Annotated in this window: 21 protein-coding genes; 19 read left to right on the forward strand and 2 right to left on the reverse strand. The window is 50.4% G+C overall.

From position 1 onward, the window contains the following. The first annotated feature begins 104 nt into the window (after positions 1–104). The 6 genes from C9I99_RS19550 to secF all read left to right on the forward strand — a co-directional run bounded on the left by C9I99_RS19550 (position 105) and on the right by secF (position 6,930). Positions 105–1,196 carry a S1 family peptidase gene (locus C9I99_RS19550; protein ID WP_107350516.1) on the forward strand — a complete coding sequence of 364 codons (1,092 nt, stop codon included), beginning with the start codon at positions 105–107 and terminating at the stop codon, positions 1,194–1,196. Positions 1,197–1,299: 103 nt separating this feature from the next. Continuing rightward, the gene (gene queA / locus C9I99_RS19555) at positions 1,300–2,352 is read left to right on the forward strand and encodes a tRNA preQ1(34) S-adenosylmethionine ribosyltransferase-isomerase QueA (RefSeq protein WP_107350517.1); all 1,053 of its coding nucleotides are present in this window, start codon (positions 1,300–1,302) and stop codon (positions 2,350–2,352) included. A 266-nt stretch (positions 2,353–2,618) separates the two neighbouring features. After that, positions 2,619–3,749, forward strand: a complete 1,131-nt coding sequence (tgt, locus tag C9I99_RS19560) for a tRNA guanosine(34) transglycosylase Tgt (RefSeq protein WP_107350641.1) — start codon at positions 2,619–2,621, stop codon at positions 3,747–3,749. Positions 3,750–3,765: 16 nt separating this feature from the next. Continuing rightward, on the forward strand, positions 3,766–4,098 hold the full coding sequence (yajC, locus tag C9I99_RS19565; RefSeq protein WP_107350518.1) for a preprotein translocase subunit YajC: 333 nt from the start codon (positions 3,766–3,768) through the stop codon (positions 4,096–4,098). 24 nt (positions 4,099–4,122) lie between these two features. After that, complete coding sequence (gene secD, locus C9I99_RS19570; protein ID WP_107350519.1) at positions 4,123–5,970, forward strand: protein translocase subunit SecD; 1,848 nt, start codon at positions 4,123–4,125, stop codon at positions 5,968–5,970. 12 nt (positions 5,971–5,982) lie between these two features. Next, entirely contained in the window at positions 5,983–6,930 is a 948-nt protein-coding gene (secF, locus tag C9I99_RS19575; RefSeq protein ID WP_107350520.1) for a protein translocase subunit SecF, read from the forward strand. A gap of 85 nt (positions 6,931–7,015) precedes the next feature. On the opposite strand, the gene C9I99_RS19580 is transcribed toward secF, so the two are convergent. Then, positions 7,016–7,300 (reverse strand): hypothetical protein, encoded by a 285-nt coding sequence (locus C9I99_RS19580; protein WP_107350521.1) that lies wholly within the window; start codon positions 7,298–7,300, stop codon positions 7,016–7,018. Between the two features lie 104 nt (positions 7,301–7,404). Further along, positions 7,405–8,205, reverse strand: coding sequence for an inositol-1-monophosphatase (gene suhB, locus C9I99_RS19585; RefSeq protein WP_107350522.1), 801 nt, complete (start codon positions 8,203–8,205; stop codon positions 7,405–7,407). A 235-nt stretch (positions 8,206–8,440) separates the two neighbouring features. Between suhB and trmJ the strand changes: the two genes are divergently transcribed. The 13 genes from trmJ (at position 8,441) to rlmN (ending at position 19,932) form a co-directional block, all read left to right on the forward strand. Continuing rightward, a complete protein-coding gene (gene trmJ / locus C9I99_RS19595) occupies positions 8,441–9,172 on the forward strand; it encodes a tRNA (cytosine(32)/uridine(32)-2'-O)-methyltransferase TrmJ (protein ID WP_107350524.1) in 732 nt (243 codons plus the stop codon). 113 nt (positions 9,173–9,285) lie between these two features. After that, positions 9,286–9,792, forward strand: coding sequence for a Fe-S cluster assembly transcriptional regulator IscR (gene iscR, locus C9I99_RS19600; protein WP_107350525.1), 507 nt, complete (start codon positions 9,286–9,288; stop codon positions 9,790–9,792). Between the two features lie 31 nt (positions 9,793–9,823). Further along, positions 9,824–11,038: an IscS subfamily cysteine desulfurase gene (locus C9I99_RS19605; protein WP_107350526.1), complete on the forward strand. Its 1,215-nt coding sequence runs from the start codon at positions 9,824–9,826 to the stop codon at positions 11,036–11,038. A gap of 33 nt (positions 11,039–11,071) precedes the next feature. Then, positions 11,072–11,458, forward strand: a complete 387-nt coding sequence (iscU, locus tag C9I99_RS19610) for a Fe-S cluster assembly scaffold IscU (RefSeq protein ID WP_107350527.1) — start codon at positions 11,072–11,074, stop codon at positions 11,456–11,458. Between the two features lie 18 nt (positions 11,459–11,476). Further along, entirely contained in the window at positions 11,477–11,800 is a 324-nt protein-coding gene (gene iscA / locus C9I99_RS19615) for an iron-sulfur cluster assembly protein IscA (RefSeq protein ID WP_107350528.1), read from the forward strand. Positions 11,801–11,893: 93 nt separating this feature from the next. After that, positions 11,894–12,409 carry a co-chaperone HscB gene (gene hscB, locus C9I99_RS19620; RefSeq protein WP_107350529.1) on the forward strand — a complete coding sequence of 172 codons (516 nt, stop codon included), beginning with the start codon at positions 11,894–11,896 and terminating at the stop codon, positions 12,407–12,409. Positions 12,410–12,447: 38 nt separating this feature from the next. Further along, positions 12,448–14,298 carry a Fe-S protein assembly chaperone HscA gene (hscA, locus tag C9I99_RS19625; RefSeq protein WP_107350530.1) on the forward strand — a complete coding sequence of 617 codons (1,851 nt, stop codon included), beginning with the start codon at positions 12,448–12,450 and terminating at the stop codon, positions 14,296–14,298. Positions 14,299–14,300: 2 nt separating this feature from the next. Continuing rightward, positions 14,301–14,639: an ISC system 2Fe-2S type ferredoxin gene (gene fdx, locus C9I99_RS19630; RefSeq protein WP_107350531.1), complete on the forward strand. Its 339-nt coding sequence runs from the start codon at positions 14,301–14,303 to the stop codon at positions 14,637–14,639. Positions 14,640–14,791: 152 nt separating this feature from the next. Continuing rightward, a complete protein-coding gene (gene iscX, locus C9I99_RS19635) occupies positions 14,792–14,992 on the forward strand; it encodes a Fe-S cluster assembly protein IscX (RefSeq protein ID WP_107350532.1) in 201 nt (66 codons plus the stop codon). Between the two features lie 391 nt (positions 14,993–15,383). After that, on the forward strand, positions 15,384–16,679 hold the full coding sequence (pepB, locus tag C9I99_RS19640; protein ID WP_107350533.1) for an aminopeptidase PepB: 1,296 nt from the start codon (positions 15,384–15,386) through the stop codon (positions 16,677–16,679). Between the two features lie 82 nt (positions 16,680–16,761). Further along, a complete protein-coding gene (pepB, locus tag C9I99_RS19645) occupies positions 16,762–18,039 on the forward strand; it encodes an aminopeptidase PepB (protein WP_107350534.1) in 1,278 nt (425 codons plus the stop codon). Positions 18,040–18,071: 32 nt separating this feature from the next. Beyond that, positions 18,072–18,500, forward strand: a complete 429-nt coding sequence (gene ndk, locus C9I99_RS19650) for a nucleoside-diphosphate kinase (protein ID WP_107350535.1) — start codon at positions 18,072–18,074, stop codon at positions 18,498–18,500. Between the two features lie 310 nt (positions 18,501–18,810). Beyond that, the gene (gene rlmN / locus C9I99_RS19655; protein WP_107350536.1) at positions 18,811–19,932 is read left to right on the forward strand and encodes a dual-specificity RNA methyltransferase RlmN; all 1,122 of its coding nucleotides are present in this window, start codon (positions 18,811–18,813) and stop codon (positions 19,930–19,932) included. Positions 19,933–19,975: the final 43 nt, after the last annotated feature.

A 19,975-nucleotide genomic window follows, 5' to 3' on the forward strand; every position in this document is an offset into this window, starting at 1 on the left:
AAAGAACTGGCAAGTTATTTGGCTGTTTCTCATTTGTTTCTCACAAGTTAAAAAAGAGATTGTGTCGTATACTCATTGAAATGATGCTGTAGAGGAATGAGTCAATGCGTAAGCTGCTGTTTATTTTGCTGTCTTGGGCGATGTGGTTTCCATTCTATGTTCATAGCGATGCTCCCGAACCACAAGCCAAAATCATTGGTGGAATCAAGTCAGGAACGAATGAGATACCTTGGCAGGCTTACCTTAATATGACCTTCGGTGAGGGAGCGAGCGAAAGGACGTTTATCTGCGGTGGGGTGGTGATCAGCACCGATGCGGTGTTGACCGCCGCCCATTGCATCCGTAATGGCAGCGAGACGGCCAAACCCGAGAATGTACGGGTGTGGGTTGGCATCACCAGTATATTCAGTGCTGGTTCAATGAATTCTGTGTCAGTGCGTGAAATTGTCCTCCACCCTAATTACAACTCATCTCGGTTTGCCAATGATATAGCCATCCTGAAACTGTCCAGCACATTGCCCGACGGTGCCTTACCAATCCGCCTCGCATCTGCGGATGAGCAGCAACGCGCCGATCAAGCCTTTGCCAATGGTTGGGTCTCCGATGGCGAACGCCAGCCTAACTTACTGGTGTCAGGTTGGGGGAGTACCGATGCCAATGATTCCAGCTCCGGGGCAACCCGGCTTCAGCAAACCGTGCTATCCGGGGTGCCAGATAACATCTGTAACTCTATGTGGGGGAGAAATATTAACAGTAGTGAAGCGGGTATCTTCCTCTGTGCTGGATCGGTATCGCCTACGCTCGGCAGAGACAGTTGCTTTGGCGACTCGGGTGGCCCCTTGGTATGGCAAGATCCGCTTGCCGCTGCCGATAGCGACTTTGGCCTGCGCTTGGTCGGGCTAGTCAGCTTTGGTGAAGGCTGTGCAGGACGGTTGCCCGGAGTTTACTCGGAAGTGGCAGGCCAAACGACTTGGTTAGAGGGCGAAATTGGCCCGGGTTTCCTTAATCAGGCGACACCGGAGTTTGATGTCGATCCCTTCACGGCCAATTACGATGGGGCCGGGGATGCCGTAGAAGGTGTCCAGTCGGTGGCCAGTGGTGGTGGCAATAGCAGTGGCGGTGGCGGCAATATCGGTATCGGTAGTTTGCTATTGCTGAGTGTTGTTATCGGGTTTCGCCGAGGTGTGGTGAGTTAGCTTTTACGCAGGATTCCTAGCGAACCCTATCAAGATGATCTTTGCTTGATATTGCAGTGTGGCAGCCTATACTAGCTGCCTGCTGTAATTTAGGGCCCTAATGATGCAAGTTTCTGATTTTGACTTTGACCTACCTGATGAGCTGATTGCTCGTTACCCGCAACCTCAGCGCACTGCTAGCCGCTTGCTACAGCTGACCGGCAATACTGGTGAGCTCGCACACAAAGGCTTCAAAGATGTACTGGATTTGGTCGAGCCGGGTGATTTGTTAGTGTTCAACAATACCCGTGTGATCCCGGCGCGTTTATTTGGTCGCAAAGCTTCTGGCGGTAAGATGGAAGTTTTGGTCGAGCGTATGTTGGATGACAAGAGTATTCTTGCCCATGTGCGTGCGTCAAAATCCCCCAAACCCGGTAATGAGTTGTTCCTTGGCGAGAATGATGAGTACCAGGCTGAAATGGTTGCCCGCCATGATGCATTGTTCGAAATTCGCTTTAACAGCGACAAGACGGTATTAGAAATCCTTGAGGAAGTCGGCCATATGCCACTTCCTCCTTACATTGACCGTCCTGACGAAGAAGCCGATAAAGAGCGCTACCAAACGGTATACAACGCCAAGCCGGGTGCTGTCGCGGCCCCAACGGCCGGCCTGCATTTTGACGACGAGTTGATGGCAGCCCTTAAGGCGAAAGGGGTGAACTTTGCTTTTGTTACCTTGCATGTTGGTGCTGGTACCTTCCAGCCGGTACGTGTTGACAATATCAACGACCACCACATGCATGCCGAGTATGTTGAAGTGCCAGAAGCGGTGGTTGCGGCGATTCATGCGACCAAAGCCAACGGCAAGCGCGTCATAGCAGTAGGCACGACATCGGTACGTTCTCTGGAAAGTGCAGCTCAGGATGCCAAGCAGAAAGGCACAGAGCTGAAGCCATTTTTCGGTGATACCGAAATCTTCATCTACCCGGGTTATGAATACCAACTGATTGATGTCCTGATCACCAACTTCCACTTGCCGGAATCCACCCTGATCATGCTGGTGAGTGCCTTTGCGGGTTATGACAACACCATGAATGCATACCGGCAAGCTGTTGAAAATAAATACCGTTTTTTCAGTTACGGTGATTCGATGTTCATTACTCGCAAAACCGCGTAATCGTACTTTTCATTGACTAAGTCAGTGTTACTTGAGGCTGCATTTGTTAAAATGCGGCCTTTGTACGTTTCATCTCTCGGCGAAAAGCCCAGACGATGACATCTTCTTCCACTACGCTATAGGGCGGAGTGGAACACCTGCCTTCTTAATTGGCGGGTATATTTAGGCAGGACTGGCGTGTGCCGGGTGTTGCCATTGTCGTGTCCCTAACCTTAGCGGGGTGGGGGCGTTTATGTCAGATTGTTTCTCTGGCTGTTGGAGGCTTTGTGAAATTTGAATTAGATAAAACCCTAGGGCGTGCCCGTCGTGGTCGTTTGCAGTTTGAGCGTGGTACGGTAGAAACACCGGCCTTCATGCCAGTGGGTACTTACGGTACCGTTAAGGGCATGACCCCGGAAGAAGTGGAAGAAACCGGCGCGCAAATCCTGCTGGGTAATACCTTCCACCTATGGCTGCGTCCTGGCCAAGAGGTCATGAAAATGCATGGTGACCTGCATGACTTTATGCAGTGGCAGGGGCCGATCCTGACGGATTCAGGCGGTTTCCAGGTATTCAGCTTGGGCGATATCCGTAAAATTACCGAGGAAGGTGTGCATTTCCGTAACCCGGTAAACGGTGACAAGATTTTCATGGACGCAGAAAAGTCGATGGAAATCCAGAAGGACCTAGGTTCTGACGTAGTTATGATCTTCGATGAGTGTACGCCATACCCGGCGACACACGACGAAGCGAAGAAGTCGATGGAGATGTCTCTACGCTGGGCACAGCGTAGCCGTAATCACTTTGACAAACTTGGTAACAAAAATGCACTGTTTGGTATCGTCCAAGGTGGTGTATATGAAGACTTGCGCGATGTTTCCGTTGAGGGCCTGACTAATATCGGCTTTGACGGTTATGCGGTAGGTGGTCTTGCTGTCGGCGAGCCGAAAGAAGACATGCACCGCGTGCTTGAGCACACGTGTCCGCAGCTACCTGAAGACAAGCCGCGTTACCTGATGGGTGTGGGTAAACCAGAAGACTTGGTTGAAGGTGTTCGCCGCGGTATCGACATGTTCGACTGCGTGATGCCGACGCGAAATGCCCGAAACGGCCACCTGTTTGTGACCGGAGGTGTGATCAAGATCCGTAATGCGAAACATAAAACGGATACAACCCCTCTCGATCCGCACTGTGACTGTTACACTTGTCGCAAGTATTCGAAGGCGTATCTGTACCATCTGGATAAATGTAATGAAATCTTGGGTGCGCGCCTTAACACAATCCACAATTTGCGTTACTACCAGCGTTTGATGGAAAGTATTCGTAGTGCGATTGAAGAAGATCGTTTCGATGTGTTTGTAGAAGAATTCTATGCACGTCGTAACCGTGAAGTTCCACCATTAAATGACAACAAATAATCGAGGACGTTAGTAAATGAGTCTGATCTCTCAAGCACACGCAGCAGCTGAAGGTGCACCACAGGGCGGCGGTATGCAGCTATTCATCATGCTTGGCCTTTTTGCCGTAATCTTCTACTTCATGATTTACCGCCCACAGGCGAAGCGTGTGAAAGAGCACAAAACCCTGATGTCTTCTATGGGCAAAGGTGATGAAGTACTTACCAGCGGTGGCCTTGTCGGTAAAATCGCCAAGGTATCTGAAGAAAACGACTACATTGTCATCGCGCTAAACGATACGACTGAAGTTACTATCAAGAAAGACTTTGTAACTGCAGTACTGCCAAAAGGCACAATGAAGTCTCTGTAAAACTTGCTTTGAAGGATCACTGCAGTGCTAAACCGTTATCCCTTGTGGAAGAACTTGATGGTGGTGTTTACACTGATCATCGGTTTGCTCTACGCACTTCCCAATGTATACGGTGAAGATCCAGCAATTCAAATCTCCGGGGCGCGTGGCGCCTCGGCAGATATGTCCACGCTGGATGCCGTCACCGAAGATTTAAAACAAAATCAACTCTCCTATAAATCAGTCGCTTTCGAAAACGGTACTGTCCTGGTCCGCTTTAACGACACTGATACTCAAATCAGTGCTCGCGATATTCTTAACGAACAGCTTGGCGATGACTTCGTTGTTGCCTTGAATCTTGCCGCTTCTACTCCTGACTGGCTTGAATCCATCGGCGCGAGCCCAATGAAACTGGGCCTTGACCTGCGTGGCGGTGTGCATTTCTTGATGGAAGTAGACATGGACGCAGCAATGGAAAAATTGCTGGGCCAGCAAGAAGAAACCTTCCGTACTGAATTGCGAGAGGCGAAAATTCGCTACCGCGCAATCAGCAAAACCGATGAGGCTGTCGAAGTTCGTCTGCGTAATGTAGAGCAGTTGGCAGAAGCCAAGCGTGAGCTACAGCGTCTTCATCCGGATATGTTGTTTACTGATACGACCAGTGGTTTCTTGCTAAGTGCGACATTCACCGATGCGCGGCTACAGGAAATCCGCAACTACGCGGTCGAGCAGAACATCACTATCCTGCGTAACCGTGTTAACGAACTGGGCGTGGCCGAACCATTGGTTCAGCGCCAGGGTGCCAACCGTATTGTGGTTGAGCTTCCGGGTGTTCAAGATACTGCCCGTGCCAAGGAGATCCTCGGTGCCACGGCAACCCTTGAGTTCCGCGAAGTAGATAACTCGGCTGACCTCGCGGCTGCGGCTTCTGGCCGTGTTCCTCCGGGTAGCGAAGTGAAGTTCACCCGTGATAACCGTCCCGTTGTGCTGAAAAAACGTGTGATCCTATCGGGCTCTCACATTACTGATGCCAGCTCAAGTGCCGATGAATATGGCCGTCCTCAGGTAAACATCTCGCTAGACAGCGAAGGTGGTAGCAAGATGACAGCCTTCTCGCGTAACAACGTGGGTAAGCTGATGGCGACTGTCTTTACTGAATATAAAGACAGTGGCGAGCGTGAAGAAAGTGGCAAGGTTATTCTGGAAAAACACGAAGAAGTGATTAACCAGGCAACTATCCAAACTGCGCTGGGCCGTAACTTCCGCATTACCGGTATCGACTCGCAAGCTGAAGCCCATAACTTGGCGCTACTGTTACGAGCTGGTGCACTGATTGCACCTATCTCAATTGTCGAAGAACGTACCATTGGTCCATCAATGGGTCAGCAGAACATCGACATGGGTATCCAGGCGATGATCTGGGGTATGGTCGCAGTTATGCTGTTCACCCTGATTTACTACCGCCGCTTTGGTCTGTTCGCCAACATGGCACTGTTGATGAACCTGGTGCTGATTATCGGTGTTATGTCGATGATCCCAGGTGCAACCATGACCCTGCCGGGTATTGCCGGTATTGTTCTGACAGTCGGTATGGCGGTTGATGCCAACGTACTGATCTTCGAACGTATCCGTGAAGAGCTTCGTGAGGGCCGTAGCCCGCAGCATGCGATTCAGCAGGGTTACTCGAATGCCTTCAGTACGATTGCCGATGCCAACATTACCACCCTGATCACCGCAATCATCTTGTTTGCAGTGGGTACCGGTGCGATTAAAGGTTTCGCCGTTACGTTATCAATTGGTATTTTGACTTCCATGTTCACGGCCATTGTCGGTACTCGTGCACTGGTTAACTTGGTTTACGGCGGTAAGCGCGTCGATAAACTGTCGATCTAAGGAGACGCTGACATGTTTCAGATAATGAAAGCGGATAAGGCGATCGACTTTATGCGCTGGTCGAAAGGGGCATTTGTCCTTTCGATTATTATGATTTTCGCAGCCATTGGTACAGTGACCACCCAAAAACTGAACTGGGGCTTGGATTTCACGGGTGGTACCCTGATTGAAGTGGGCTTCGAGCAGCCTGCTGATCTGGGCCTGATCCGTGAATCGCTGGAAGATGCGGGTTTTGGCGATGCCATCGTACAGAACTTCGGTACTGCACGGGATGTCATGGTTCGCCTTCAGCCGCGTGAAGATGCAAAAGGTGAGAAGCTGGGCAACCAGATCATCGATGCTCTGAAAGTGGGTACAGGTCAAGCTGTAGAAATGCGTCGAATCGAGTTTGTTGGCCCGAATGTGGGTGATGAACTGGCCGAGGCTGGTGGTCTGGCGATCTTGGTGTCGCTGATCTGTATCTTGCTATACGTATCTGTTCGTTTTGAGTGGCGTTTGGCGGCCGGTGCCGTATTGGCATTGGCTCACGATGTGATTATCACCATTGGTATCTTCTCGTTTACTCAGATCGAGATCGATTTGACTATCGTGGCAGCTTTGCTGACCGTTGTCGGTTACTCGCTCAACGATACCATTGTTGTCTTTGACCGGATCCGTGAGAACTTCCGTAAGATGCGCAAGGGTGACTCAATCGAGGTCATGAATAACTCGATTACTCAAACCCTGAGCCGTACTTTGATCACCTCGGCGACCACTTTGTTTGTGGTCATTGCGCTGTTCTTGAAAGGCGGCAGTATGATCCATGGTTTTGCCGCAGCCTTGCTGATCGGTATCACTGTCGGTACTTACTCATCCATTTACGTGGCTTCGGCACTGGCGCTGAAACTGGGTATTGCCCGTGAGCACTTGATGCCACCGCAAATCGACAAAGAAGGTGAAGAGTTTGATGCTATGCCTTAATGGCGGAGTCTTTACTCTTTGAAGGAATAAACGGAGCCGAAGGGCTCCGTTTTTGTTTAGAGTGGGGAAGAGCATATCGCTTTTCCTATTGGCTATTGGCCTTGACGTCTTTTTTGTCAGTTGATGAGCCTGGCATGGCGGCGTCTACGGCTTTGCCTGCAACACCCTCATCGGGCAAGGCATTGTTGACGGCGCCGGTGGCCGTGTCTTTAGCCGCTTCTTTTGGGGTGCAGCGGCCGCTAACCCCCACTGTCATCTTGGAAGCTGTACTTTTGGCTGCTTTCTCAGCAGTACAGTCGGGATCTGTTATTCCAGCGTGCAATGGCATAGCCCACACCATGCCGATCAAAAAGGGATAAACTAACTTCATTGACTTCTCCTTAGTGCACAGGAAAAGTGTAGTTGTTGAAAGATAAAAAAACGCCCCGGTGATTTTCATCACCGGGGCGTTTGATATTTTCCAGTTAGCGAGAATTACTTCGCTAGGGCTTCGCTACCGTGTTCACGGATTTTGCTTAGCAGTGGCTTAACTACGCGAGCGTTACCAGCAACAAGGTTGCCTGTAACCAGGTAGTTAGTGTTGCCAGTGAAGTCAGTACAGATAGCACCAGCTTCGCGAGCGATTAGTTCACCAGCGGCAATTTCCCAAGGCTTTAGGCCTAGGCGGAATACGCCGTCAACACGGCCTGCAGCGAGGTAACAAAGGTCTAGGGCTGCACAACCAGATTGGCGCATGTCGTCACAGTCAACGAAAAGAGCGCTCTGAATCTTGATGTAGCTTTCAGCGTGTTGCTTAGCAGCAAACGGTAGACCAGTTGCCAGCGTTGTGCCAGTAAGGTCGCGAGGCTGAGAAGCACGAAGACGTTGGCTATTTAGCTGTGCGCCTGAGCCACGAGTAGCAGTGAAAAGCTCGTTACGCATTGGATCGTAAACAGCTGCTACTTCAGTGCGGCCGCGCATACGTAGTGCAACAGAGATTGCATAGTGAGGGTAACCACGAACGAAGTTCTTGGTGCCATCCACTGGGTCAATGATCCATTGACATTCTTTGTCCTTGCCTTCAACCGTACCACTTTCTGCTGCAATGATGCAGTGCTCAGGGTAAGACTTACGGATAGTGTCGATAATGATAGCTTCTGCTTCGTTATCGATGTTGGTAACAACATCATTGCCTTTATTGGCAACTTCAATAGCTTGTGATTTTTCTAGAGACTTAATGACATGGTCACCTGCCTTTCGTGCAGCACGAATGGCAATATTCAGCATAGGATGCATAGGATCTTCCCAACGGATGTTAAAGAACTAAAAAGCGGCGGCGAGTATATCAGAGCTAGGGCAAAAGGGAAGTGGTTATTTTTTATTCGCGCAGTGGCTGTCAACCCAAGTGGTGCGATTTTATCCACTTACAGAACCTGCTTTGGTATAAAGTTTTTACATGTTTTCACCATTTTTAAAATCTCTGTGTTAAAATCTGTCGGTTCGATTGATAGAGTTGAAAGTTGCACCTCCTATGTTAGATAAAGTCAGTGTAGTTCTTGTGGGAACATCGCATCCCGGTAATATTGGTTCTGCGGCCAGAGCGATGAAAGTAATGGGTTTGACCAACCTGATTTTGGTTGATCCTGCTTGTGAGGTCGATGAGAAAACCTACGCGTTGGCAGCAGGTGCAGCCGATATTGTTGAACAAGCAAAAGTTGTCTCTACCCTTGATGAGGCTATTGCTGATTGTGGTTTGGTTATTGGATCCAGCGCACGCTCACGAACGCTCGAGTGGCCACAGTTAGACCCTCGCGAATGCGGTATCAAAACCATTGCTGAGGCACCCTCTCATAATGTGGCGATATTATTTGGTCGCGAGCGGACAGGGTTGACCAATGAAGAGCTGCAACGCTGTCATTGCCACGTCTATATTCCTGCCAACCCAGAGTACAGTTCGCTAAATCTAGCGATGGCGGTTCAAACGGTTAGCTATGAAGTGCGTATGGCGTATCTCGAGCAACAAAAACACGCCAATGACGGGCTGGTCGAAGAATACCCGCGTGCCGCAGAGCTAGAAATGTTCTACGAGCACCTTGAAAAAGTGGCCAAGCAAACCCAGTTTATCAACAAGAAGCACCCTGGCATGGTAATGGCGAAACTTCGTCGCTTATTTACCCGTGCTCGCCCTGAGTCCCAGGAGTTGAATATTCTGCGCGGTATCTTATCCTCGGTTGAAAAATCGCTCGAACATAAAGACAAATAGACACATTAACCTTATGGTTAAAAGCCTGACTAAAACAGTCAGGTAAATACTTGACCGTTTTAGTCAGGTATGCGACACTCCCTCTCATAGACAAACGTGGGTAGCGGTGTGTTATGAGATTGACATCAAAAGGAAGATACGCAGTCACAGCCATGTTAGACGTGGCTTTGCACTCTCAGGATGGTCCGGTTCCTCTCGCTGATATTTCCGAGCGACAGGGGATTTCGTTGTCCTATCTGGAACAGTTATTCTCTCGCTTGCGCAAAGCTGGCCTTGTTGCCAGTGTTCGTGGACCAGGTGGGGGGTATCGCCTCGGCGAAGATGCCAATGATATCGCTGTAGGTATGGTAATTGCTGCCGTCGATGAATCGGTAGATGCGACAAAGTGTCACGGTAAAGCTGATTGCCAAGGTGGTGTTCGCTGCCTGACACACACGCTATGGCGTGATTTAAGCTCCCGTATCAGCGGTTTTTTGAACAACATCACTCTTGGTGAGTTGATGCAAGACAATGACGTACAAGAAATATCTGACCGTCAGGATCAGGTTCTAACTAAGTCGTCATTTGGACATAAAAATACACACGATAGCACCGCAATCGGTGTCGATGTTCGCTCCTAGAGTCCAGACGTCCGTGTTTTCGGAGATGAAGATGAAACTGCCAATATATTTTGATTATTCCGCTACTTGCCCAGTAGATCCTCGCGTTGCAGAAAAAATGATGCAATGCATGACCATGGATGGAAACTTCGGTAACCCGGCTTCACGTTCTCACCGCTTCGGTTGGCAGGCTGAAGAGGCGGTTGATACCGCCCGTGAGCAAATTGCTGAACTGCTGAACGCCGATCCACGCGAAATCATATTTACTTCAGGTGCTACCGAGTCAGATAACCTGGCTATTAAAGGTGCAGCCCACTTCTACGGTAAGAAGGGCAAGCACGTGATCACCTGTAAGACTGAACACAAAGCAGTACTTGATCCATGTCGCCAGCTAGAGCGTGAAGGTTATGAGGTGACTTACCTTGAGCCGGAAGAAAACGGTCTGATTGACATGGCTAAGCTGCGTGACGCGATGCGTGAAGACACGGTATTGGTTTCAATCATGCACGTGAACAACGAGATCGGTGTTATTCAAGATATCGCCGCTATCGGTGAGCTATGCCGTGAGAAGAAAGTGATTTTCCACGTTGATGCTGCTCAGTCAGCAGGTAAGCTACCAATCGATGTTCAGGAAATGAAAATCGACCTGATCTCTTTGTCTGCACACAAAATTTACGGTCCTAAAGGTATTGGTGCTCTTTACGTTCGTCGTAAGCCACGTATCCGTTTGGAAGCACAAATGCACGGTGGCGGCCATGAGCGTGGATTCCGTTCTGGTACGCTAGCGACTCACCAAATTGTGGGTATGGGTGAAGCTTGCCACATTGCTAACGTAGAGATGGACAAAGATTACCAGCACGCACTTGCTTTGCGTGAACGCATGCTGAAAGGCCTTGAGGGGCTTGAAGCGATGACTATCAATGGTGATCTTGAGCAACGCTTACCGAACAACCTGAACATTAGTTTTGCATTCGTTGAAGGCGAATCACTACTGATGGCCCTGAAGGATCTTGCTGTTTCATCAGGTTCGGCGTGTACGTCAGCCAGCCTGGAGCCATCGTATGTTCTTCGTGCCCTAGGCCTGAACGATGAACTGGCACACAGCTCAATTCGCTTCTCTTTCGGTCGTTTCACGACGGAAGAAGAAGTAGACTACGCAGTTTCACAGATCCGCGGTGCGGTAGAGAAACTACGTGACATGTCTCCGCTTTGGGATATGTATAAAGAAGGTATTGACCTGGACACGGTCGAGTGGGCACACCACTAATCTTGCGGTCATCACGTATTCGAGGAAACTGTCATGGCATATAGTGAAAAAGTTATCGATCATTATGAGAACCCGCGTAACGTAGGCTCATTTGATAAAGGCGACAAAAACGTAGGTAGCGGCATGGTAGGGGCACCTGCCTGTGGCGACGTTATGAAACTTCAGATCAAAGTGACTGAAGAAGGTATCATCGAAGATGCCAAGTTCAAAACGTACGGCTGCGGTTCTGCGATTGCTTCAAGCTCACTGATCACTGAGTGGGTTAAGGGCAAGACACTGGACGAAGCTGCTAGCATCAAGAACTCTGCGATTGCTGAGGAGCTTGAGCTTCCACCTGTAAAAGTTCACTGCTCAATTCTTGCGGAAGACGCAATCAAGGCGGCAGTTAGTGATTACAAAAAGAAACACGAAGAACATTAATTTTCTAAGGGTTGTTGTATGGCCATAACGATTACTGAAGCGGCAGCGAGTCGCGTAGCTAGTTTCCTAGAAAACAGAGGAAAAGGCATCGGCCTACGGTTGGGTGTTCGGACTTCTGGTTGCTCGGGAATGGCCTATGTACTGGAATTTGTCGACCAGTTAGACGAAGGTGATCAGATCTTTGAAGATAAAGGGGTGAAGATCATCATTGATGCCAAGAGCATGGTGTATCTGGACGGCACTGAGTTGGACTTTGCCAAAGAAGGTCTAAACGAAGGCTTCCAGTTCAACAACCCGAATGTATCCAGCGAATGCGGCTGTGGTGAAAGCTTCAACGTATAATCGCTGAGCCAATTGGACCTGATTGCTGCCTTTTTGCAAGGGAGGATCAGGTTCAGTTATTTTAGACTCAGTCTTTACAGAAACTCACGCGATATGAATCATTTCGAACTCTTTGGGCTACCTTTTCAGTTCCAGCTGGACGGTAGCCTTCTTGCAACTCAGTTCCGCGAATTGCAACGTCATTTCCATCCAGACAAATTTGCTACGGCTTCCGAGCGTGACCGCTTGTTGTCTGTGCAGAAAGCCGCGCAGATCAACGATGCCTTCCAGATATTGAAAAACCCTATCTCCCGTGCCGAGTACATGTTGTCAGTCAACGGTGTTGATATCCGCGGTGAGAATAAAACGCTGCAGGATCCGACCTTTTTGATGCAACAAATGGAACTGCGTGAAGAGTTGGAAGAGATCCCTGAATCGAGTGATCCAGAAAGCGCGTTGTTTGACTTTGAGCAGCACGCCTCAACGCTCTACAAAGTGCAGTTGGCTGAGCTTGAACAATTACTTGTTGATGAACGCTGGGAAGTGGCGGCTGACGCCGTGCGCAAGCTAAAATTTATTGTTAAGCTGCGTGAAGAAGTCGAGCGCTTGGAAGATAGCCTGCTTGATTAATTTTTTCTGAGCCCGGTATAAACACCACAGGAACGAAAATGGCACTGTTACAGATTGCTGAACCCGGTCAAAGCGCTGCGCCGCACCAACATAAATTGGCGGTGGGTATTGATCTGGGGACTACTAACTCTCTCGTGGCTGCAGTACGCAGCGGCGTTCCGGAAACCCTGAAAGACGACCACGGCCGGGCGATTTTGCCATCGGCAGTTCACTACAGCGAAAGCGGCATTGTTGTCGGCCATGAAGCCCGTAACATTGCCCAGCAGGATCCGGTCAATAGCATCATTTCTGTTAAGCGTATGATGGGGCGCTCGCTGGCCGATATTCAAACGCGTTATCCGCATATGCCATACCAGTTCAGTGCAACCGATAACGGGTTGCCTCAGCTGATCACCCGTGGCGGTGATGTCAATCCTGTGCAAGTGTCAGCAGAAATTCTTAAGACGTTGAACCAGCGTGCGCAAGATACCCTCGGAGGGGATCTTGAAGGCGTAGTGATCACCGTTCCGGCCTATTTTGATGATGCTCAGCGTGCCGGTACCAAAGATGCAGCCAAACTGGCTAACCTTAATGTACTTCGTTTGCTCAATGAGCCAACAGCCGCTGCGATTGCCTATGGCCTTGATTCTGGTCAGGAAGGGGTGATTGCGGTTTACGACTTGGGCGGTGGCACGTTTGATATCTCCATCCTCCGTTTGTCTAAAGGTGTATTCGAAGTACTGGCAACCGGTGGTGATTCGGCTCTGGGTGGTGATGACTTTGATCACCTATTGGCGGATTGGCTAGCCGAGCAAGCCGGTATTACTGAACGTGATGCGATTGCACAGCGTAAACTGCAAGATGCGGCACAGGCAGCCAAAGAAGCGTTGTCTGATGCTGACGAGGTGTCGGTGGATGTGCTGGGCTGGCAGGGGAGCGTGACTCGTGCGCAGTTTGTCGCCATGATCCAACCACTGGTTAAAAAGACCTTGATATCATGCCGTCGCGCCTTGAAAGACGCCGACGTGACCGCTGATGAAGTGATTGAAACCGTCATGGTCGGTGGCTCGACACGGGTACCATTGGTGCGCGAAATGGTGGGGGGCTACTTCGGCAAAGAGCCACTGACATCGATTGACCCCGACCAAGTTGTGGCAATTGGTGCCGCGATTCAGGCTGATATCCTTGCAGGTAACAAGCCGGATGCTGATATGCTGCTGCTGGATGTGATCCCGCTGTCTCTGGGGATCGAAACCATGGGTGGCATGATTGAAAAGATCATTCCGCGCAACACCACGATTCCTGTTGCCCGAGCCCAGGAGTTCACCACTTTCAAAGACGGTCAAACCGCGATGTCAGTCCATGTGGTACAGGGTGAGCGAGAAATGGTCAGTGACTGTCGTTCTCTGGCGCGCTTTACCTTGCGCGGCATTCCGGCAATGGCGGCTGGTGCGGCCCACATCCGTGTGACCTATCAAGTCGATGCCGATGGTTTGCTATCGGTTACCGCAATGGAAAAGAGCAGTGGTGTACAGTCTTCAATCCAAGTTAAGCCGTCTTACGGCCTGACCGACGATGAAATCGCGACAATGATCCGCGATTCAATGACCTTTGCCCAGGACGATAAAGACGCCCGCGCCCTTGCCGAGCAGCAAGTGGAAGCGGATCGTGTTCTGGAAGGGTTGATTGCAGCGCTAGCTCAGGACGGGGATACCCTGCTGAGCAAAGAAGAGCGCGACGAGCTGGAAGCCGTCATGATGGAACTGGTTCAGCTGCGTCAGGGTACCGACCCGTACGCGATTGAAACTGGAATTAAGAAAACAGATAAGGCGAGTCAGGAGTTTGCATCGCGCCGGATGGATCAGTCTATCCGCCGGGCACTGGCTGGTCAGTCGATTGATGAGGTTTAGGCATGCCTAAAATTGTTGTATTACCCCATGATGAGCTTTGCCCGGAAGGGGCAGTGCTAGACGCGCAAGAAGGCGAAACTATCCTTGACGTGGCACTGCGCAACGGTATTGGCATTGAACATGCGTGTGAAAAGTCCTGTGCGTGTACCACGTGTCACTGCATTGTTCGTGAAGGTTTTGATTCACTGGATGAAAGTGACGAGCTAGAAGATGACATGCTGGATAAGGCATGGGGACTGGAGCCGGAATCGCGCTTGAGTTGTCAAGCCAAGGTCGCTGATGAGGATTTGGTGGTGGAGATCCCGAAATACACCCTGAATCTGGCATCGGAAAACCACTAAGATGATTTAGCCCAAGTAACGTGACGTTACTTGGAGATAAAAGCCCAGATGGTGAAAGCCGTCAGGGCTTTTTTTATGGCTATGGATTATTGTCTGTATTGGGCCGTTGGCTACACTAATAGGCTAGGGAGCATAAACTGGAGGAGAGAGTTATGGGCTTGAAATGGATTGATTCACGGGAGTTGGCTATCGAGCTGTCCGAGCAGCATCCGGATGTTGATCCGGTGACGCTCCGTTTTACCGACTTGAGGGAGTGGATCTTGGCATTGGAAGCATTTGATGATGATCCCGAACATTGTAGTGAGCGGGTGCTTGAAGCTGTGCAGATGTGCTGGATTGAAGAAGCGGATTAAGCCGCTTTTTCCTCTTCCTCTTCCTCTTCCTTTTTCCTGCCCGTTTGCCCGTTATGATCTTGCTCTGACTCTCGTTGTAAACAGCTTGTTTCTTGACTGCTTCCAAGGCACAGTAGGATAAATCCTGGGAATTGGCTAAATAGCATTATTTTCAACTACCACGCACTCCCTCGTTGGGGGGGCGCTGTCCGGAACGTGCTGAAATCGCTGTGAAACCCCTTGTAATGCTAAAATGTGCCCCAATAACATCTGTTATTGCGGGTAACGTCATTGTCATCTATTTGTTATCTAAATGCCTGCAGGATAATCTATTCAGGCGTTAGGCTCGGTCCTATCATATCCCGTTGCTCTGCTGAGTATGGCGGAGTAACAACAATCCAAGGAGTATTTCATGTCTGCCAAAATGAGTGTGCTACTGTCTGCGAAAGCCGCTGACGAAAAGTGGGGCAAAAATGCCCTGGTAACCTTCGAAGCTGACAGCGCAGTAGTTCACCTGACAGAAGAAAATGTGTTGCCGGCCATTCAGCGCGCTGGTCGCAAACTGGATGCACAAGGTATCAAGAACGTCGAGTTGGTCGGAGAAGGCTGGGATCTGGAGTGTATCTGGGCTTTTGTTCAGGGGCACCGCAATGCCAAGCCAGGTAATGAAGTAAGCTGGAACGGGTTGTCTGATACTGATGAAGCTGAGCTGCAGGCACGCTTAATGGCAACCAACTGGGTTCGCGATATTATCAACCAGTCGGCAGAAGTGGTTCGCCCTTCGCAATTGGCATCCCGCGCAGGGGAGCTGATCAAGTCATTGGCGCCAGAGCATGTTACTTACAAGATCATTAAGGGTAATGACCTACTGGATGAAGGCTGGAACGGTATCCATACCGTCGGCCGTGGTTCAGAGCGCTCACCAGCGATGCTACGCCTTGATTATAATCCGACCGGCAATGCTGATGCACCGGTGCACACGTGTGTCGTTGGTAAGGGGATCACGTTTGATTCCGGCGGCTACAGCATGAAGCCTTCAGCGGGTATGACAGCAATGAAAGCCGATATGGGTGGCTCGGCACTGGCTACAGGTGCGTTGGCACTGGCTATTGCCCGTGGTACCAACAAGCGTATCAAGCTGATCCTGTGCTGTGCGGAAAATATGGTTTCGGGCCGTGCCTTCAAGCTGGGTGACATCATTACCTACAAGAATGGTAAAACCGTTGAAGTACTTAACACGGATGCTGAAGGTCGTTTGGTCTTGGCGGACGGTTTGATCTACGCAAGCAGCCAGAACCCAGAACTGATCATTGATTGTGCCACCCTAACAGGTGCAGCGAAGAATGCACTGGGTAATGACTACCATGCGCTGTTTAGCTTCGATCATGGTTTGGCACAGAAAGCCTTGATGGCTGCCAGTGATGAAAACGAAGGGTTGTGGCCGCTACCGCTGGCCGAGCAACACCGTGGCATGATGCCATCGAATTTTGCTGACTTGAGCAATATCTCACAGGGTGATTTCATGCCGGGTGCTAGCACGGCAGCGGCTTTCCTGTCTTATTTCGTTGACGATTACCAAAATGGCTGGATGCACATTGATGCCAGCGGTACCTACCGTAAATCAGCCAATGACAAGTGGGCTGCAGGGGCTACGGGGATGGGGGTGCGTACCTTAGCAAATATTCTGTGCGACCACGAACAAGACTAAAATTATAACAATACCAAGCTGATTTTATCCGTTCGGTATACAGCTGCCGCCTAAGGGCGGCAGTCTTTTTCAGGAAGAAAGTATGTTGAAAATTTCACTTTCCTCAGCCTCGCACTCGGGAGTATGGGGAGACAAGGCACTGGTGGCGTATGAAACCGATGGTGCCGTTATTCATTTTTCTGGTGATTACCCGCTGCGCCGTATTCAGCAGGCGGCTCGTCAGTTGCAGTCGCAAGGGATCACCCAGGCCTGCTTAGACGGTGAAGGCTGGAGCTACGAGCGCCAATGGGCATTCTACTGTGGTTTTGCGACCCCCAAAACAGAAGTAAAACTGCGCTGGGCCTCCATCGATGAAGACGAGCTAGAGCTGCTCAACGCCCGCCGCCGCAGTGCTGATTGGGTGCGCAAGGTGGTCAATGCGACGCCGGAAGACATGTATCCGGAGAAGCTGGCGGATGAAGCCATATCCTTCTTGTCGTCGATTGCCGGTGAAGCCCTGTCCCATGAGGTTGTGGTGGGTGATGCTCTGGCCGAGCAAGGCTGGATTGGTACCCACAGTGTGGGTCGGGCCAGCAGCCGTCCGCCGGTGATGCTCACCGTGGATTTTAACCCGACAGGGGATGCCGATGCGCCGGTATCAGCCTGCTTAGTCGGTAAGGGGATCACCTTTGATTCGGGTGGCTACAGCATCAAGTCGAGTGCTGGTATGGTGACCATGAAATGCGACATGGGCGGTGCTGCCACGGTAACTGCGGCGTTGGGCTATGCGATCGAGCAAGGTTTGCGTCAACGTGTGAAGTTGATCCTGTGCTGTGCCGAAAACATGATTGCAGGAAACGCCTATAAGCTGGGGGATGTGTTAACGTACAAGAATGGTCAGACAGTAGAAATTGTGAATACTGATGCCGAAGGCCGCTTGGTTTTGGCTGATGGCTTGATTGCCGCGAGTGAAACCAAGGCGCCGTTGATTATTGATGCGGCGACCCTGACTGGTGCCGCTATGATGGCGGTCGGTACGGATTACAATGCGTTGTTTGGCTTGAACAAGGCGCTGGTGTTCAAAGCTCAGCAACTTTCTGACTTGGTCAATGAGCCGGCATGGCCACTGCCGCTGGAAGGCTGGCATCAGACCCACTGCCCGTCATATTATGCGGATACCGCCAATAGCCGTTCACAGAAAGGTGGTGGTATGGGTGGCGCATCGAATGCCGCAGCCTTTCTGTCGCGTTTTGTTGATACTGACAATTGCGGTTGGGTTCATTTTGACTTGGCGGCTTGCTTCCGAGACAGCGCAGACGCCCGCTGGGCGGCTGGTGCGACGGGAGTCGGGGTTGCCAACATTGCAGCTATGCTGCTTTAGCCGTAGATTTTAGCCTGAGGGGAAATATAATAATGACAATTGAAAGAACATTCTCAATCGTAAAACCAGATGCCGTTAAGCGTAATCTTATTGGTGCTATTTACAACCGAATCGAGAAGGCCGGGCTACGCGTGGTCGCTGCGAAAATGATCCGTATGGATGCCGACAAGGCGAAAGGTTTTTATGCCGAGCATGAAGGCAAGCCGTTTTTTGATGATTTGGTGGCCTTTATGACATCGGGACCGGTGATGGTTCAGGTGCTGGAAGGCGACAATGCCGTGGTGCGCTACCGTGAGCTGATGGGCAAGACCAACCCGGAAGAAGCGGCATGTGGTACCCTGCGTGCCGACTATGCGCTCAGCCTGCGTCATAACTCGGTACATGGTGCAGACAGCCCAGAGTCTGCTGCTCGTGAAATTGCTTACTTCTTTGCTGATGACGAGATGTGCTCTCGCGATTAAGCCGCCGTCTTGAGTAAAGAAACGGGAAGCCTTGGCTTCCCGTTTTTATTTGTCTGCCGGGCCCGGCCGAGTGAACAAGTGGAATCTCATAGCCAAAGCCTGTACAATTTCGCGCCTTATACCCAGGGGCTCAGGTAATCTTCGCTGAAATAGGCGCCTTGCAGTTACTCGGGTATAAAACCAAACTGACAACAGGTGGGCTATTTCATAGCGCATGACCACAGTTTAGGCTTAAAGGTCCTGTCGTATACCGTACACCGGTATACCCAAGGCACAGATAACGTCACGTAATTTAAAGAGGCAACAACCGATGACAACTGTTAAAACAAATCTGCTGGATTTTGATCGCAAGGGGCTGCGTAAGTATTTTGCCGATGAACTGGGTGAAAAAGCCTTCCGCGCCGATCAGATAATGAAGTGGATTTATCATTTCGGTTGTGATGATTTCGATCAGATGACGAACATCAACAAGAAATTGCGTGAAAAACTCAAGCGAGTAGCTGAAATCCGCGCTCCGTACGTTGCGGAAGCCCAGCACTCCAGCGACGGCACCATCAAGTGGGCGATGAAGGTCGGTGATCAGGACGTGGAAACGGTTTACATTCCTGATGAGGATCGTGCCACGCTGTGTGTGTCCTCTCAGGTAGGCTGTGCGCTGGAATGTAAATTCTGCTCAACGGCCCAGCAGGGCTTCAACCGTAACCTGCGCGTATCGGAAATTATTGGTCAGGTATGGCGGGCTGCCAAAGAGATCGGTATCGAGAAAGAAACGGGTCGTCGCCCTATCACCAACATTGTCATGATGGGGATGGGTGAACCGCTGCTTAACATGAAGAACCTGATCCCAGCACTTGAAATCATGCTTGATGATCTCGGTTTCGGCCTCTCTAAGCGTCGCGTGACAGTATCGACCTCAGGTGTTGTATCTGGCCTTGATCAGATGACGGGCACTATCGATGTCGCACTGGCGATTTCTTTGCACGCCCCAACCGATGAGCTGCGTTCGCAAATCATGCCAATCAATAATCGCTGGAATATTGAAGACTTCCTGGCATCGGTGCGTCGTTATATTGATTCATCGAATGCAAACCGTGGTCGTGTGACGGTGGAATACGTACTGCTTGATCATGTGAATGATGATATGGAACATGCACGTCAATTGGGTGTGTTATTGAAAGATACACCAGCCAAGGTGAACCTGATCCCATTCAATCCATATCCGGGCTCGCCGTACAAGAAACCGAGCAACTCCCGTATTGACCGCTTCATGAAAACGTTGATGGAGTACGACTTTACGGTAACCGTTCGTAAGACCCGTGGTGATGATATCGATGCGGCATGCGGACAATTGGTAGGTGATGTGATTGACCGCACGAAACGCACACAAGCTAAGGCTCAAAAAGCTGAACAAATCCCGGTAAAATCAGTCTAATAGACAATTACCTAGTCTGGGTGGATAAGACATCTACTTTGGC

Origin of the sequence: Photobacterium lutimaris (genome assembly GCF_003025555.1) — a bacterium.
GTDB lineage: Bacteria > Pseudomonadota > Gammaproteobacteria > Enterobacterales > Vibrionaceae > Photobacterium > Photobacterium lutimaris.